1 protein-coding gene is annotated in these 17,863 nt (G+C 38.0%); it reads left to right on the plus strand.

What is annotated here, in order from left to right; translation table 11 throughout:
* Positions 1–139 precede the first annotated feature (139 nt).
* On the plus strand, positions 140–17,668 hold the full coding sequence (locus tag RZ74_RS01060) for a DUF5776 domain-containing protein (protein ID WP_053949609.1): 17,529 nt from the start codon (positions 140–142) through the stop codon (positions 17,666–17,668).
* The last annotated feature ends 195 nt before the right edge of the window (positions 17,669–17,863 follow it).

A 17,863-nucleotide genomic window follows, 5' to 3' on the forward strand; every position in this document is an offset into this window, starting at 1 on the left:
ATGATGATATGTAAATTGGCTCAATTGCCTACTTTATTAAGTTTTTATTTTTTTACGTGGACATTAAATCAAAAAATGTTCTTTTGTACTTTAAATTTTTCAATCGTTTAATTACAAGGAATGATAGGGGGATTTCTACATGCAATATAATAAAAGTGAAATTCAGAAAACTAATGATAAGAAGATACTTCGTAAGGTAAAGAAACAATGGGTAGTGGTTTCTCTAGCTTCTTTCGCATTTTTAGGAGCTAGTGCAATGGGCCTAATGACTCAAAATACTAGTGCCCACGCAGATACTGTCGCAACCGCGAGTTCAAGTAATACTAGCCAAACTCAGACAGCAGATAGTGCTTCTAACGGTCAAAGTCAATCTGAAGATAGCGCCCAAAGTGCTAATCAATCCAGTGCTTCTCCAGCTAGCTCAGATAACGATAATCAATTAACTAATCGTGATGGGGATGCCCAAAGTACAGCTAGCATTCAAGAAGTGAAAGTTAACTTGGACGATACCACAATTAATAATTTTAAACAAAACCTATATGGAACTCAAAAGGGCTCGAGTGATCAATATGCTGATTACACAAGCTCTATTAATCAAGGAATCCATGATGCTTACGCTGGTAAAGTAAGCAACACCAGTAATCTAAATGGAACTAACAACCAAGATTTATATACTGCTGCATATCAAGGGGTTCAAGCTGATGCTTCTAAGACAGTAACCCAAAATATGACGGCATCAACCAACGCTGACGTTCAAGCTGCTGCAAGTAACTTGAACTCTTTGTTGTACACTGCTTACCAATATGGAATCGATTTTAAGAAGACTGCTGATTTAGCATATAACGATGCAATCAAGAGCAAGAGTGAAGACCCAACTACTGGCTCAAATCGTCCAGCGGCTTCTACTAACCTACAACCTATTTATGACAATTCGTACGTAGGGACTAGACAAGCACTTGCTCAACAATTCGATTCATCTAACAACTTCAATACTGGTGGTTACAACGTCTCCCCCGACGCTACTGTAATGCCTGTAAATAATAGTGATAGCAGTAAAAATCAATACCAAACAGCTTATGATAAAGCTGTTAACAACTTTAATAACGGAATCGTTTATGTAAACAATGCGGCTCAATACCAAAAGGCATTGTACGCTTCATCCACTAGTACTGTTAATAAAATTGTGCTGACTGCTGATATTTCGTCTACTGGATCAATGGATAATTTAGGCAATGTTGTGGTTGATGGACAAGGACAATATAATTTATCCGGTAGCTACACATTCAATAAGTCCAACAAGAGCAATAGTATTATCATTCAAAATATGCGCGGACTAAGTACTTCATATACGGTTAATGGTGATGGGTTTATTGGGTATAACAATGTTAACTACAATGGTGGATTTAATAATTTGTTTAATCCCACAGCCGGTAATGGAAACTATATTATTGGCGCAAATGTAAAGACATCAGATGGTTCTATACAAAATGATGGGTCAATAACTTACAATGTTGACTTTGCTGATAACAATCCTAATGGTGGAAAAATCGTCATCGGTGATAATGCTAAGTACAATATGAACTCACTATCAGCTAACTACATAGTAGTTAACCAAGGTGTTCAACTAAAGTTAAATCCAGTTGAATTAGATAACCATGTTTACAATAAAAATCTAAAGGGACAAATGATCAAAAACGAAAAATATTTAGATCCTGCTAAAACCCCACGTTACGCTATTATGGCGAATGGAAACATTAGTATTCATCAAGGAGCGGTCGTTACGCTTACTATTTCCAACAACACTAACGCGATTAGAGTTGGAAATGTTAACAAACCTGAAGATACCGGTAGTGGTGACAGTGGAAATGTTACGATTAGTGGTACTTTAAATGTAATTGTTCCTAGTGGAGTAACTCCTACATCTTTAGATAAGCGTGTTCAATATCCAAATTCTAAGCGAACTGATGCAGTTATTTGGTTAGGACATGGGATGCAAGTGTTAAGTGGCGGGACCTTTAATGTGGATGCCAAAATCTCAGATCAATCAGACGCTGGTAAGTATTATGCCTTCGTGTATGGTCCATATTCTAATTTAATTAAGGGTGGAACCCGTGAACCATCTATGAGTCAAATTACGGTTTTACAAAATGGTTCAATGATTGTAAATATGAATACAGGTTCTAAAACTGAACCTATTCGTTTTGCATATGTACCAATTGTTGCATACAATCCTAAAGATTTTAGCATTAATTTGAATGTTACCCCAGGATCAACTACTGGTGCCGATGGTGTTAAATTGAGCTTATCTTCTATTGACGTTTTTGGAGCTGTTTTAGATCAAGATACTATCGACAGTGTGAAAACTTCTAGTGGATATCTAGTTAATCCATATATTTACCATTATCGTCGTAATGGAACTGCTGGTGGAAAGATTGATTCTTCAATGATTGGGAATGAAATTTTCCAAGATATTAATGGTGTTACTAATGGTTATAAGAGTTCTAACCAATATAGTAAAGATAAATTTAGTTTTAGTTATCCATACACTTGGAAGTTAATCCCTAATACTGGCGTGACTTCAAATGGAGCTAGTTTCGATTATGCTTTGGATTATTTAGCAAACTACGTTCAATTATACGAAGATATTATTGGTTACCAGCAATCATTTGAAGAGCAAGTAGGTAATGGTAATTTTGTTACTAATAATACTTCTCGTGCATCTGCCGGAGCTTATAATCCTGATAAAAACAAACATGGAGATAATCCAACACAAGATGATATCAATAATGCTATCAAGAGTGTTTGGAGATCGGATGTGAATAAAGCTACTGGAATAGGTATTTTTAGTGACAGTACATTTAATACTAAGAGCCAACAAGCTTACCTAAATGGTCAAACATTTGAGCAAGTAGCTGGAATGAGTATGAAAGACTTTAAAAAGGCTTTAACTAATATTTCTTCAGCGGTTTCATTAAAATCTAATATTATTAATATCGCGAATGCTTTAGGACAAACAGTTTCATCCATTGCCCAAGGTAACTCTAAAGTTTCTGACACAATTGATAAAAAATTAGGTGGTAATAACCCAAGCATCGTTTCTGGACAAAATTCCAGAAATGATACTTCGATTAATTTAAGTGGTGCTCCATCAATTCAATTTAATAATAACTTAGTTACTTACGTTGATGCTAATGGATATTACCATGCTAAGTTTAATGCCCAAATGAATAATCAGGGTAGCGATCCACAATCTAAAGAAGTGGATGTTCATTTTGTAACTGGTAGCTTTGATGCTGGTACCAATGGAAATGAAGATAGTTACCAAAATATGTATAAGCAAAGTGGTAATAAGGAAAACTTTGCTGAAACAATTACTTTGGATAGTAGTAATTCAACAACTCAAAGCGATGGTTCTATCTTATTTAGTGGTGACGTCAATTTAGGAGTTAAACAACTAGATACTGTCGGGATTCGTTTGAATACATTCCTATCTACGGGATTAAACAGTTCACAAGGTGCTAGTCGTCAACAAATTGCCAGTGTAACTAGTACGCTTCGTCCATCTAATAATAGTTACCAAACCAATGTTGACGGATATAATAGTGTGGTTGACAATGGCGGAACATTATTGAGACCAACAGATAATAATTTATATTCAGTGCCATCGGTTGTTAAAGCTAATGATTTCCTTGCTAATATTAGTAATACTTTGTCACATTTAAATGATGCTGATCAGTCAGAAGCACAATACTATACTAATAAGACTTCCAGTGATCCACTTCCTGAACCGGAATATCGTACTTTCTCCGTTAATAATCAAAATATTACACCATTTAATGATTCAGATTATTCTGGTGCAAATGCTGAAAGTAGTTTAATCAACGCAAAGACAATCCGTGTTTATGCTGGTTTAGGAACTAATAAGCGTCGTTTAATCGGGGTAACTTCTGTTCCAGGTGATTCAATTTTAGCTAATGGAACCGTTGATACCAGTAACTTCTCTCAAGCTAGAGATCAAATCAATATCTTAAAGAACAACGTTTCAACTAATAATAAAGGTTATGTACTAGATTTAAGTAAGACTCCATTAACTCAATATGATGCGAAGACATATGATGTTGTTGTTCCAGAAGTTCAATACATGCAAACAGGCGCTCAACTATCACTAGATACAGCCAATGGGAGCCAATTGCCATTTGCCGGAACAGCAACTGTTGATGCTAACGGTAAGATTACTCAAATTACACCAAACCTTCCTGGTTATGCAATTGTAAGTAATCCAAACGGAATTAGTCCGGACTCATCAGGAATGTACACGGTAGTACCACAAGCTGGACTAGCAGATGTTTACATTGATGATGCTAACGGTAATCCAACTGGTGCAGTTGCCAAACAAATTGAGGTGATTGGTAACGCTAATGGTGGTGTTAACGCAACTAAGACCACTAAGGTACCATCAGGTAAAAATGATGGTGTTCAATACGTGATAGATCCAAGTACAAAGATTGGGGTCGTAACGGATTCTAATGGGGTTCAAACTTACCACGTTAAATTGACTGCTACACTAGATAAAACTAATGTAAATGTTCAAACACCAAGCGGTTCAACTGTTGCAGGTGGTGGTACTAGAACCATTGATGCTAACGGCAACGTGGTTACTAACACCAACTTGCCTGGTTTTGCACCTACCAATACTTCTGTAAGTAATGGTAAGGATGTTGTTAACCCATCAACCACACCAGTTCGTACTAAGGTAACTGTCTATGATGATCAAGGTAACCCCGTTACTAAGAATGGTAAGCCAGTTACTGCTGATGTAATGGTTCAAGGTCAAGATAATGGTCAATCTATCATTACAGCAGTTAATGGTCGTGATGAATTTACTGGTGATGATGGTAAGAAGTACAAAGTTACTCCAGGTAGTGCAATTAATCCAATCATTAATAACACAGTCTACTCAGGAGCTTCTGTAACTGCGACTGTTGATAACACTAAGACTTCAACCGTTACAGCGGTAACTCCAAATGGTAGTTCTATTCCTGGTGGGGCAACTTTGGTTACTGATCAAAACGGTAATACAAGTAGTCAATCTAATGTTCCTGGATTTGTGGGTAGTAATCCAGCTCAAAAGAATGGCAATAGTGCGGTCTTGACACCAACTACTTCAACTAATGTTCAAATTCCAGTTGTAAATTCTTCCACTGGGCAACAAGTAGGGACTGTTACTGTAGATGTCCAAGGACATGATGACGGAACTAGCAGTATTACAAAGGTAGACAATTCAACACCAATTACCGACAATCAGGGGAACACTTATCCGGTTGATACTAACTCAAAAATTACTATTGATCAAAATGGCAATCCAGTCATTTCTGTCAATCCAGTTGCACCACAAAATCAAAATGTAGGTGCAGTTACTCCTTCCGGTAATCCAATTTCAGCTGGAGCTGTCATTAGTACTACTAATGGACAATCAACTTCTACCTCAAACATTCCAGGGTTTATAGGTAGTACACCAGCTAAACAAGATGCTAAAGGTAATGCAATTTTAACCCCAACTACAACAAGTAACGTAACTATTGAAGTTCAAGATCAAAATGGAAATGCAATTGGGCACGTTACTGCAACTGTTCAAGGTAATTCAGATGGAACTGCCACAATTAAGAGTATTGATAATCCTTCTAATGGGACTTTGATTGATCCTGAAAATCCTAATAATGCATATGTTGTCAATCCAGGTACCCAAATTAGTGAAAACGCAAGTGATCCGACTAAGGCTGTAGTTAATATTGCACCTACGTTTACCGGATCTAAAAATGTCGGAGCAGTTACTGATTCAGGTAGTCCTATTCAAGGTGGTGCAACCATTACTGGTAATGGTGCGGGTGGCATTCAAGCAACTACAGTTCTACCAGGTTTTAATACTTCTACGGAAGCACAATTAGATAAAAACGGTAATGCAGTCATGACACCTTCTAATAATCCAGTTAGTGCATCAGTTGATGTATACGATGCAGATACTGGACAAAAAGTGGGAACAACTACAATTAGTGCTCAAGGTAACGAAAATGGTACTTCTAACGTAACTGCTGGGACTACCTTTACCAACGGTAACGATACTTACATCATTCCACAGGGGACAAACATTACCATTCAAAACGGGAACCCTGCAGTTACAATTAAGAAAAGTAATGGTAACTACAAGGCAGGGGATAAGGTTCCATTAAGACGAACAGATGGAGTATTACTTCCATTTACTGGAATCGTGCAAAATGATGGCTCGATTGTTCCTAATCTTCCTGGTTACAACAACGGAAGTACTAGTACGATGTCTAACGGTGCATTTACTGTAGCGCCTAATACTGATACTTCAGCAAACTTATCGACTAACATTCACGTTGTGGATGGTATCAGTGGCCAAGATACTGGTAAAGTAATTACTGCTACTATTTTAGGTTCAACAAGTACTTTCTTCCCTAATAGATTAATTGAAATTCAAGCACTTTCTCCACAACAACAAAGTGGTGTTTCGGCTACTGCTAATTCCGATGGAATTACAGCTAATATTTCTGTTCTAGAAAATGACGGAAAAACCACGCTTTCATATAATGATACATTTGGAAATTTGGATAATATGATCCAAGCGCATGATGGTTCTGGAGCTTCAGATAGCTATTACTATGTAGTCTTAGGAACTCCTGCAGATGGTTCAATTGCACCTGTAGTTACTTCAACCGGTGCATCTATTGGACAAGGAATAATTCATTCAAGTAATACTTCTCGTCCATATATCACACCTGATAATCCTGGATTTACTTCAACTAGTCTTCAAAAAGACAGTACAGGTAATAATTACGTAGTAACACCAACTGTTGCTCAAACTACTTTGGATGTTCATGATGCTAATGGTAATAAAGTTGGATCAGTAACTGCAACGGTTCAAGGACATACAGATGGAACAACAACCATTGTTTCACCAAATGCACCGATTACTATTACTGGAACTGATGGTAATACTTACCATGTTTCAGATGGAAATTCAGTAATTGCAAACCAACCAAATACAATTGGTAAAGGTTATAACACGGTGGGGGATCTAGTTGGAATTGGAAATGCTACTATCACTAACGGCGGAAATAATACTGTAATCAACATTAATAATGTTCCTGTTACAACCGATGAAAATGGTAATACTGTCGTTTCATCTAACACATTAAGTCCAGATGGTAGTTACATTATTCCTGCAGGAACTAAGGTTAATATGAACAATGGAAATGCTACTATCGAAGGTCTTCCATATGATAGCAATAGTCAAACTGCAACTATCTCTGCTCATTTTGATCACCGTGGTCAAGATACTGGAACTACTGGTTCAGTCAAGGTAACCGTTAATTCAGATGGTTCTATGACTGTTAAGAATGTGGCTTCAGCAAGTAGTGATGATACTATTTACACTACCCAACCGGATGATAATGTAACTGTAACTACTAATGCTAATGGTCAAAATGAATACCATGTACCAAGTAAGGCACAAAAGTTAACTCAAACTTTCCCAGCGCAAACTGGATCTAACGGACCGGTTGTAAAAGATGGAATTACAGTAACTGTTGACCCATTAACCGGCAACAAGACAATTACATCTAATGTTCCTGGATTTGGTTTGGATAATGGTCAAAAATCAATGACAGTACCAAGCAATGTTGATACTAGCTCATTAATTCTAAAACCAATTACTGAAACTATTTCAGGAGTTAAAAATGATAGTAATGGTCAAACTACTGGATCAACTACAGATAGCTTAACTGTGAAGGGTGACGATAAGGGAAACATCTCCGTGGTAACTGGTAAGGCATCAAGTGATAATAATTACTTCGTACCTGCTAATACACCAGTAACAAAGAGTGATGACGGTAGCTATCATGCTAACTCACTTCCATTGAATTCAGATGGAACAGTTACATTGAATAACACTAAGTACAATGGTCAAGATGGTTCAAGTGTAACCGGACCAATTAAAGCTCATGTTAACTCAGATGGGACTTTATCAACTGCGGGTGGTCAAACTCAAACTGATAACAAGGGCAATGTTTATGTTGTTCCTGATAACACTCCAGTGAATATTGGTCAAAACTCAGATGGAACTCCAGCATACAATGTACCTGCTACCAAGGTACAACAAGATAAACAAGTACCTGCTAAGACAGGTGATAATGGTCAAAGCGTACCAAATGGTGCAACCATTCACATCAATTCAGATGGTACTCAAACTGTTCAATCTAACGTTCCAGGATACACTGGAGACACTAACTTGCCAATTTCTCAAGATACAAGTAACCCAACATTACATCCTGCAGAAACTACATTAAACAATGTTCATGCAGATGATAACCAAAGTAGTGATACAGGTAAGACAATTAGCAGTTTACCAGTGAAGGGTGATGACAAGGGGAACCTAGTTACTACCCAAACCACTTACACTTCAGATGGTAGCCAAGTTGCATTACCAGGTTCACCTGTAATTAAAGATGCCAGTGGTAATTATCATGTTCAAACATTACCAATCCAAAATGGTACTGTAACTATTCATGATGCTGCGATTTACGATGATAAAGGTAACATCATTGATCATAAAGATGTTACTGCAACTCTAGATCCAAATACTGGCAAACTTACATTGAACCAACCAGATGGTAAAGGTGTTCATACTATTATTACAAGTAACGGAACAGCATACCAAGCTGACAATGGTACTGAAGTTATCAAAGACGGTAATGGTTACAAGGTTGTCAGTCAAGTAGCTTACGTAACTATTAACAATGCTCAATTGACTGATACTGCTTCCGGTAATCCGGTGGTTGGTACTGGTACGGTTAACGTTGATACAACTACTGGTAAGGTATTGCCTCATGCAGACATTTCATCATTGAATGGTAAAGGACCAGACAATGCTGGATATCAAATTGCACAAGATCCTGATAAGACTGCACAAACCATTAACTGGAAGAACCCAGATGGTAGTACAAATGAAAATGCGGTTGTAAAAGTTACTGCGAACTCACCATTCGATTACTTTACTCCAGTTGGATTTAAAAATGCTTACACTAAGCAAATGTTGACTCCAGAAGAAGTTGGTAATACTACTTACTATATCAAGATTACTCATGCAACAGGTTTACCTGTTTACTACGGTACAAAGGATGTTTACAAGTCAGTTGTTAATGCACAAGGATCACAAGGCGTTCCGGCATTACCTAACAATTACATCTATGATCCAAACCAAGAACTATATCACGATAACCAATTGGGTGAATACATTATCTCTGTAATCCCTCAAAACACTTCCATTCCAACAGCTATTGTGGATGGACCAGATGGTCAAGAAAAGGCGACAGCGACATTGCCAGTTACTGTAAGTAGTGATGGTCAAAGTGCTACAATTACCACTTCTGCAGACCATGTTACTAAGGGTGAAAATGGAGATCCAAACTACTACTTCGTACCAAAGGGAAGTAATGTAGTACAAAACCCAACTACCGGTACATTCCATGCACAAGGTTATGAAATTAAGTCGAACAATGACGGTACATTTACTATTGATAATGGTAAATATGACAACAATGGTAATTCATACCCAGGTCCTATGACTGTGAAGATAGATGATGCAACTGGAACTATTACTGTTACTAAACCATCAGTTGTTAAGGGTAGCGATGGTAATCTTTACCAAGTTAACCCAGGAACAGTCGTAACACCAAAGGTTGAAAATGGAAACGTTGAATACCACGCTGATGCTGTTCAAATTCCAGCAAGCACTACTGTTGATGCTCAAACTGGTAAGAATGGTCAAAACGTACCTAGTGGAGCAAAAGTGGTAATTAACCCAGATACTAATACCAAGGATGTTGTTTCAAACGTTCCTGGGTTTAAGGGTGCAACTGGTCTTCCATTAGATGCTGATACTAGTCATCCAGTATTACAACCTGCTGATGATATTGCTAAAGGTGTTACTGTTGATTTCGGTGGACAATCTACTAACACTACCGCTGACCTACCAGTTAGAGGTAATGATGATGGTAGTATCACTGTTACTAAGACAGTTACATCTCCAGATGGCAAGTACGTCATTACTGCTGGAACTACTATGGTTAAGGGACCAGATGGTCAATACCATGCTAAGGGTTACCAAACTAATTCAGACGGTACATTTAACATTGATAACGCTAACTTGAAGGCCAACGATGGTACTTATGTAACCCAAAATGTGAAAGCCAAGGTTGATGCTAGTGGCAACATTACATTAGCTAACACAACTGTAGGTGATGATGGTAAAGGTAATAAGTTTATTGCTCAAGCTGGTTCAACCATCTACAGATCAACTAAGGATGCTAATTCAGATGGTCAATACAACGTTAGTGCAGTTAAGGTCTCTCAAGATCAATCAATTCCTGCTAAACCAGGTCAAAACTCACAACCACAAGCAAATGCTGCTCATACTCATGTGAATGATGATGGAACAATTAGCATTGTTTCTGATAAACCAGGTTATGTTGGAACTACACTTCCTGCTGGAACTACTGATATTCCAACTAACCCAGTATTAACACCAGCTACTACTAAGGCTAACTTGAATCTAAATGATCCAAGCGGAAACCCAACTAGCTCAACTGCTAGTGGCGTTAAGGTTAAGGGTGATGACAACGGTGGTTTGACTACTGCTGAAACTAAGTACAGTGATGATGGAAATAGTATTGTACTTATTAACACACCAGTAACTACTGATGAAAGTGGTAAGCTACATGCTAACTCATACCCATATGACCCTGATAACCAAACCATTACATTACCAAATGTTCCAATTAAGGATCCAAACGGTAATGTAATTGGTAACCAAACCATTATTGGTAAGGTTGATCCAAATACTGGGGCCATCACTGTTCAAACTCCTGTTGACGCTATTAATGGTAACCATGCTTACTTGGCTGATACTGGAACTGTTGTTGACAAGGGACCAAACGGTTACTCAGTTACAGCTGTTGATAACACAGCCGTGATTAATAACGCTAACTTACAAGATACTTTGACTAACAGTTCAATTGGAACTGGTACTGCATATGTAGACAAGAGCACTGGAAAGATTATTAGTGCAACTGTTCCAACTACTGGTGGTAACCAAAACGCTGGATACAAAGTCTTCAATCAAGCAGGTCAAATTGTTAACTGGAGTAATGGTGATGGAAGTGTAAACGATAACGCCACAATCGTTGTTATCGATAATGCACCATACCACAATAATACTAATGTTTCCTTCGTTAATATTTACACAAACCAAACAGTGCCAACTAATGGTGAAAAATACACTATTAAGGTTAACGATAGTGACCATATGCCAGTTGGTGCCGGAACTTCAAATGCATCTAGTGCAGTCGAATCACTTCCAAATGGTTACATGTATGCACAAGGACGCCAAATTATTGTTGAAGGTTATCCAAACAACGACCAAAATGATACTGATAAGAAGATGTACATTGTTCCAGTTGTCCCAGTTGATGGTCAAATCAACAATGCAACTGTTAACGATGAAAGTGGTACTGCTCGTAACACTAGTCAAACGCTTCCAGTTCACACTAATTCAGATGGTTCAATTGAAACAACTAAGGATGTTATTTCTCAAGGTAGCGATGGTAATTACTACGCTATTCCTAAGGGTACTCCAGTTGTTGCAACCACCACTCCAGATGGACAAAATAACTTCCAAACTGCAGGTACTAAGATTCCTGGTAATGGTTTGATTGATAACGTTCATTTTGATAATAGTGACAATGCTTCAATTACTGGACCGGTTCAAGCTAATATTGATACCAATACTGGTAAGATTACAGCTGCTAAGACCACAGTAGTAACTGATCCAAATAATCCAAAGAAGGCTTACCAAGTAACTGCCGGAACTGAAATCACCATGACTAAGGATGCTAATGGTAATACTGAATACTATGCCGCTGCGCAAACCCTAGATCAAGATAAATCAATTCCAGCGCAAGTTGGTAACCAAGGCCCAATTAAGGATGATGCGGCACACGTTCACTACAATAGTGATGGAACTAAGGATATTGTTTCTGATATTCCAGGTTTCACAGGTCAAAATAATCTACCAAATGATTACGATACCAGCAAGTCCACACCAGAATTAACACCAGTGGACTCAACATTGGATAATGTTCATGTTGCTGACCTAAACGGTAAGGATACTGGTAAGATTATCAATAACCTACCAATTAAGGGTCAACCTGATGGTAGTATTCAAGTTACTAAGCCAACTATCACTACCGATGGTCGTATTATCCTACCTGGCACTAAGGTTACTAAGGATGCTAATGGTAATTGGACTGTCCCATCATATCCATACGATGCAAATAGTAGAACGGTAACACTTCCAAATACTGCTATTAATAGTGAAGATGGCAACAGATTAGCTTCTAAGGATGTTAAGGCTACTATTGATTTAAACACTGGAACATTGTCATTAGCTTCAGACGATAGTAAGGGTGTTCACATTGTGGATCAACCAAATTCAAAAGCATATCAAGCTGATGATGGCACTACTATTACTAGAAATCCAAATGGTACTTACTCATTAGTTGCCAAGGATGATACTGCAGTGATGAAGAATGTCACAATGGTTAATGATAATAACGGGCAAACTCCTGATAAGGCTTCTCAAGTAATCGTTGATAAGACTACAGGAATTATCTTGAATGCAACATTGCCTAAGACTGGTAGTATCGCTAACGATGGTTACAAGGTAAACAACTATGGTACTCAAACCATCGATTACAAGAATCCAAATGCACCAATTCATGTTGTTGATAACGCACCAATTTCTAGTTCAAGCAACGTTAAATTCATCAACATCTACACTGGCCAGGAAGTAACTAAGCCTTCTGATAGCACTGTCACTTACACTCAAAGAGATGGTCTACCAATATACAATGGAACTGATGAAGCTGGGAATGCTGTTAACAAGTACCCAGATGGATACAACTTTGTTAATGGAACTACTATTCAAAAGGTTAAGGATAGCCAAGGCAACGATCAATATGTTGTTTCTGTATATCCAACCGATGGTCCAATGAAGGCGGATGTTACCGATGCTAATGGAAGCACTCAATCTGCTGGTCAAACATTAACAGTTCACACTGATGATAACCACAACATTACTACTACCAAGGATTCTATTTCTAAAGGTTCTGATGGTAATTACTATGTTGTTCCAAAGGGAACTACTGTAAATAAGAACCAAAATCCAACTAGCCCAAATGCTGCAGGTTACACAGTTTCTGGAAACAAGCTTCCAACTAATCAAGATGGGACAGTTACAATTGATAATGCGCACTTAGATAATAAGGATCCAAAGACTGGTGATGTTAATAGCTCAATCCTAGGCTCAATTACTGCAAACGTTAACAATAACGGTGACGGTACTTCTAACAACCCAGTACTTACTGTAGCGAATACTAAGGTAGTCGTTGATCCAAATGATCCAAGCAAGGCATATCAAGTGGACAAGGATACTCCAATCACTGTTTCAAGTGATGCTAACGGCAATCCTCAATACCATGTTGATGCTAAGGTAATTCAACAAGATCAAAAGATTACAGCTAAACCAGGTCAAAATTCACAACCAGTTAATGATGCTGCTCACGTTCACTACAACAGCGATGGTACTAAGGATGTTGTTTCAGACATTCCTGGATACCAAGGTCAAAAAGGATTAGCTAATAATGCTGATACTTCAAATGAAACATTGACCCCAGTTGATGATATCGCCAAAGGTGTTCACCTAGATGAAAATGGTAAAGACAGCGGTTCAACTGCTGATCTACCAGTTAAGGGTGATGACAATGGTAACGTGGTTGTAACTAAGAATACTGTGTCACCTGATGGTAAGTATCTAATTCCACAAAACACAACGATTGCAAAACAAGGCGATCAAAACTACCATGCTGATGCACTACCAATTAACAATGGTATTATCAAGATTAATGATGCCAACGTTAATAACAGTGGTGCTGTAAAAGCTAATGCGGACTTAGATGCTAAGTTAGATGCAAACAACAACTTAGTAACGGCTCATGACCAAATTGTTAAGGGTAATGGTAGTGATAACAACTACTACATTATTCCTGCTGGTTCTCCAATTACTAAGGACCAAGCAACTGGTAAGTTCAACGTTGATGGAAATCCAATTCCAATTAACCCAGACGGAACAATTAACATTAGCAATGCTAATTACGACAATAAGGACAATCCAAGTCAAAGTGTTGTGGCACCAATTACTGCTCATGTTGACCCAACTACTGGTCAAATTACTGTTGCTAAGACTTCAGTGGTTAACACTGATGATCCTAAGACGGTATTGAAGGCTCCAGCCGGTGAAGAAATTACTATTACAGTCGATGCCAACGGTAATCCTCAATACCATGTTGCTGCTACACCATTAGCACAAGACGTGGTTAGGGATGCTCAAGCAGGTACTAACGGTAATACTCAAGCCGGTGGATCAACTATCCACATTAATGCAGATGGTAGTCAAACTATCAATTCAAATGTTCCAGGATTTACAGGTTCAACTATTCCAGATGGACAAACTGTTCCATCAGTACCAGTATTAACTCCAACCGATGGCGTTCTAAATGGCGTTCATGTTGATGATAATAGTGGTAATGACACTGGTAAGATAGTTGATAGTGTTCCTGTTCGTGGACAAGAAGATGGAACTCTTCAAGTTACTAAACCGGTGGAAACTGCTGATCATACTCGTGTCATCCTACCAACTACTAATGTTGAAAAGGATAACAACGGTAATTACCATGCTCCATCATATGCATACGATCCATCTACTGGTATCGTGACATTACCAAATGTACCAATTAAGAATGGCGCAGGTGATGCTGTGGGATACCACGATGTAACTGCTAAGATGGATTCAAATGGTAATCTAACAGTTAATAATGATGATGGTATTCACGTTGTTAATGGTATTAAATCTTACCAAGCTGATAAGGGTACACCTGTTACTCCTGATGGCAAGGGTGGTTTCTACGTTACTGCTCAAGATAATACGGTTACATTGACTAATGTTCCTTTATTCGATGACAAGACTAAGAAAGATGTTCCAGCTAAGGGAACCGTTGTTGTGGATAAGACAACTGGTCACATCTTGGATGCAACTCTTCCAACTGAGGGTAGTATCGGTGACGAAGGCTACCACATTACTGATCTAGATAATCAAGTTGTGGATATCAAGAACCCATTGATTCACGTTACTGATAATGCACCAACAGCTGATAGTCATAATGTTAAGTTCTTAGACATTTACACGAACCAATTAGTGCCAAATGTCTCTGGAACTGTTAGATACTCTGTTGATGACGGGAATCAACCAATTTTCCACGGTACTGATCGTGCTAAGGAAGCCTTGATTACACCGGTTCCAGCTGGATTGAACTATGTTCCTGGTAGTCAAATTAAGTACGATGCATCTGATAATTCATACACTGTTTCAGTTTACCCAACTGACGGTATCATGAATAATGCCAGTGTGGTGGATAATACTAATATTCCTCGTGCTAACAACCAAACATTACACGTTCATACTGATGCTAATGGTAATATTTACACTACTGCACCATCAATCGCTCAAGGTAATGATGGTAATTACTATTATGTACCTACTAATACAGCGGTTAATAAAGATGGTAATGTTAACGGTGGTTATGCTGCTGCTGGAAACAAGCTATTAACAAATCCGGATGGTACAGTTAATATTCCAGATGCTCATTTTGATCAAGTTGATAGTAACAACAAGATTGTCAACACAGTTATTCACAATGTTGCAGCAAATGTTAACCCAGATGGTACATTCAGCGTTGCTCACATTACAGTGGTGCCAGATCCTAATAACCCAGGAAAGGCATACCAAGTTCAAGCTGGTGAACCAATTACCGTAACTAAGGATGATAAAGGTAATCCTGTTTACCACATCATTTCTGAACAAATTGACCAAGATGTGCACATTCCTGCGCAAATTGGTGATAAAGGTAAAGTCGTTGATGGTGCTGGAATTATCCATGTTAACCCAGATGGCACTAAGACCGTTCAATCAGTTGTTCCTGGATATGTTGGTCCAACGCTTCAACCAGGTGATCAAATTCCAAACAACCCAGTTCTAGAACCTGTTAACGATACTATTAAGGATGCCCACTTTGATCATAACGGCAAAGACACTGGTTCAATTGGTGACATTCCGGTAATTGGGGATGGTAAAGGTAACACTATCGTTAGTGCACCAACTAAGTCCGCAGATGGTAAATACTTGGTACCTAAGGGTGCTCAAGTAACCAAGGATAAAGATGGTAACTACCACGTTCCTTCATACCCAGTTAACCCAGATGGTACTATCACAATTGATGACGCTCGATTTAATGCTCTAGATGGCACTACAGTCATCGGAACAGTGATTGCTAAAGTTGATAAGGACGGTAACTTAGTAGTTAACAACACCACAAGTATCACAGATTCAGATGGTAATACCTACACCGCATCTGCTGGTACAATCATTAAACCAGTTGTTAACGATGATGGTTCAACTACTATGAACATCTCAGTAAGCAAGACCTTTGCTCCAATTGGTAACCCTGAAAAGGATGCCAAGGAACAAGCGAAGAAGAAGTTACCGATTCCTGACTTGAGCAAACACAATAAGCGTTATCAAGAACGTTACCTAGCTGCATACAAGAAAGAACTAGCTAAGTCCATTCCAACTTATGTATACAGTGACAATGGTCTATACGTTCACCGTGATGCTAAGTTTACTAAGAAAAACCGTGTTAATGGTTATGCTAAGAAGCCTAGAAACAAAGCCCATGTATTTAAGGTATTAGGTTTTACTTTAGACGCTAACAAGTACCCAAGACTAAAGGTTAAGGGTGGCTACATTTCTTACAATAAGCACATTCATGATGCTTACTACAGAACTAACGCGCTAAAGACTTACCGCATCATTAGAAACACAGGGGCTTGGATCCATTCAGGCAAGCATTACACAGTCAAGAATCGTCTAGTTCACCTACGTCGTGGTCAATTAGTCCACGTTAAGAAGGTAATCAAACTAAATGGTTTGACTAGATTCTACCTAGGAAACAGACGTTACTTCACTTCTAACAAGACCTATGTAAGTCGTGTCGCACCTAGATACGTTTACTGGACTAACCAACGTAATGTCTACAAGGTTACTCACTTTAGCAAGAAGACAGTGGTCAGATATGTTAAAGCAAGACCAAGACATGAAGCAACAGCTTACAAAGTATTGAAGACTATTGTTACTAAGCAAGGTGTTAAATACAAGTTGAGAGTTGGTTACGTTTACGCTAATAAGACGATAGAAGCTTATTACCGTCGTCCTGCTCTAGAAGTACGAGTAATCAGAAAGGGTGGAATTTTAATTCACACCAAGAAGACTTTCTCCAGATTAAATGCAATTAAGCATTTGAAGAAAGGTTCAGTCATTCGTATTTCTGAACTTCAAAACTTAAATGGAATTACTAGATTCTACATCGGTAATGGTAAGTACATTACTTCAAATAAAACCTATGTGAAAAGAATCAAATAATTAAATAAAAGGACTCATTAACAATAATTCTTGTTAGTGAGTCTTTTTTTATACATTTCTTATAACGATAATTATTTTTATTAATGAAAATAAGGGTGTAATGTGGCAAAAGATTACGATTTATTAAGTTTTTTAAATTTTTATTAAGACATCACTTTTTGATTAACTTGTCAAAAAAATTGATGTAATATGTAC

The sequence above is a fragment of the Apilactobacillus apinorum genome, assembly GCF_001281175.1.
GTDB lineage: Bacteria > Bacillota > Bacilli > Lactobacillales > Lactobacillaceae > Apilactobacillus > Apilactobacillus apinorum.

Excerpts from the sequence above, each read along its gene's own strand:
- RZ74_RS01060 (WP_053949609.1), top strand. The coding sequence starts at position 140 with ATGCAATATAATAAAAGTGAAATTCAGAAAACTAATGATAAGAAGATA.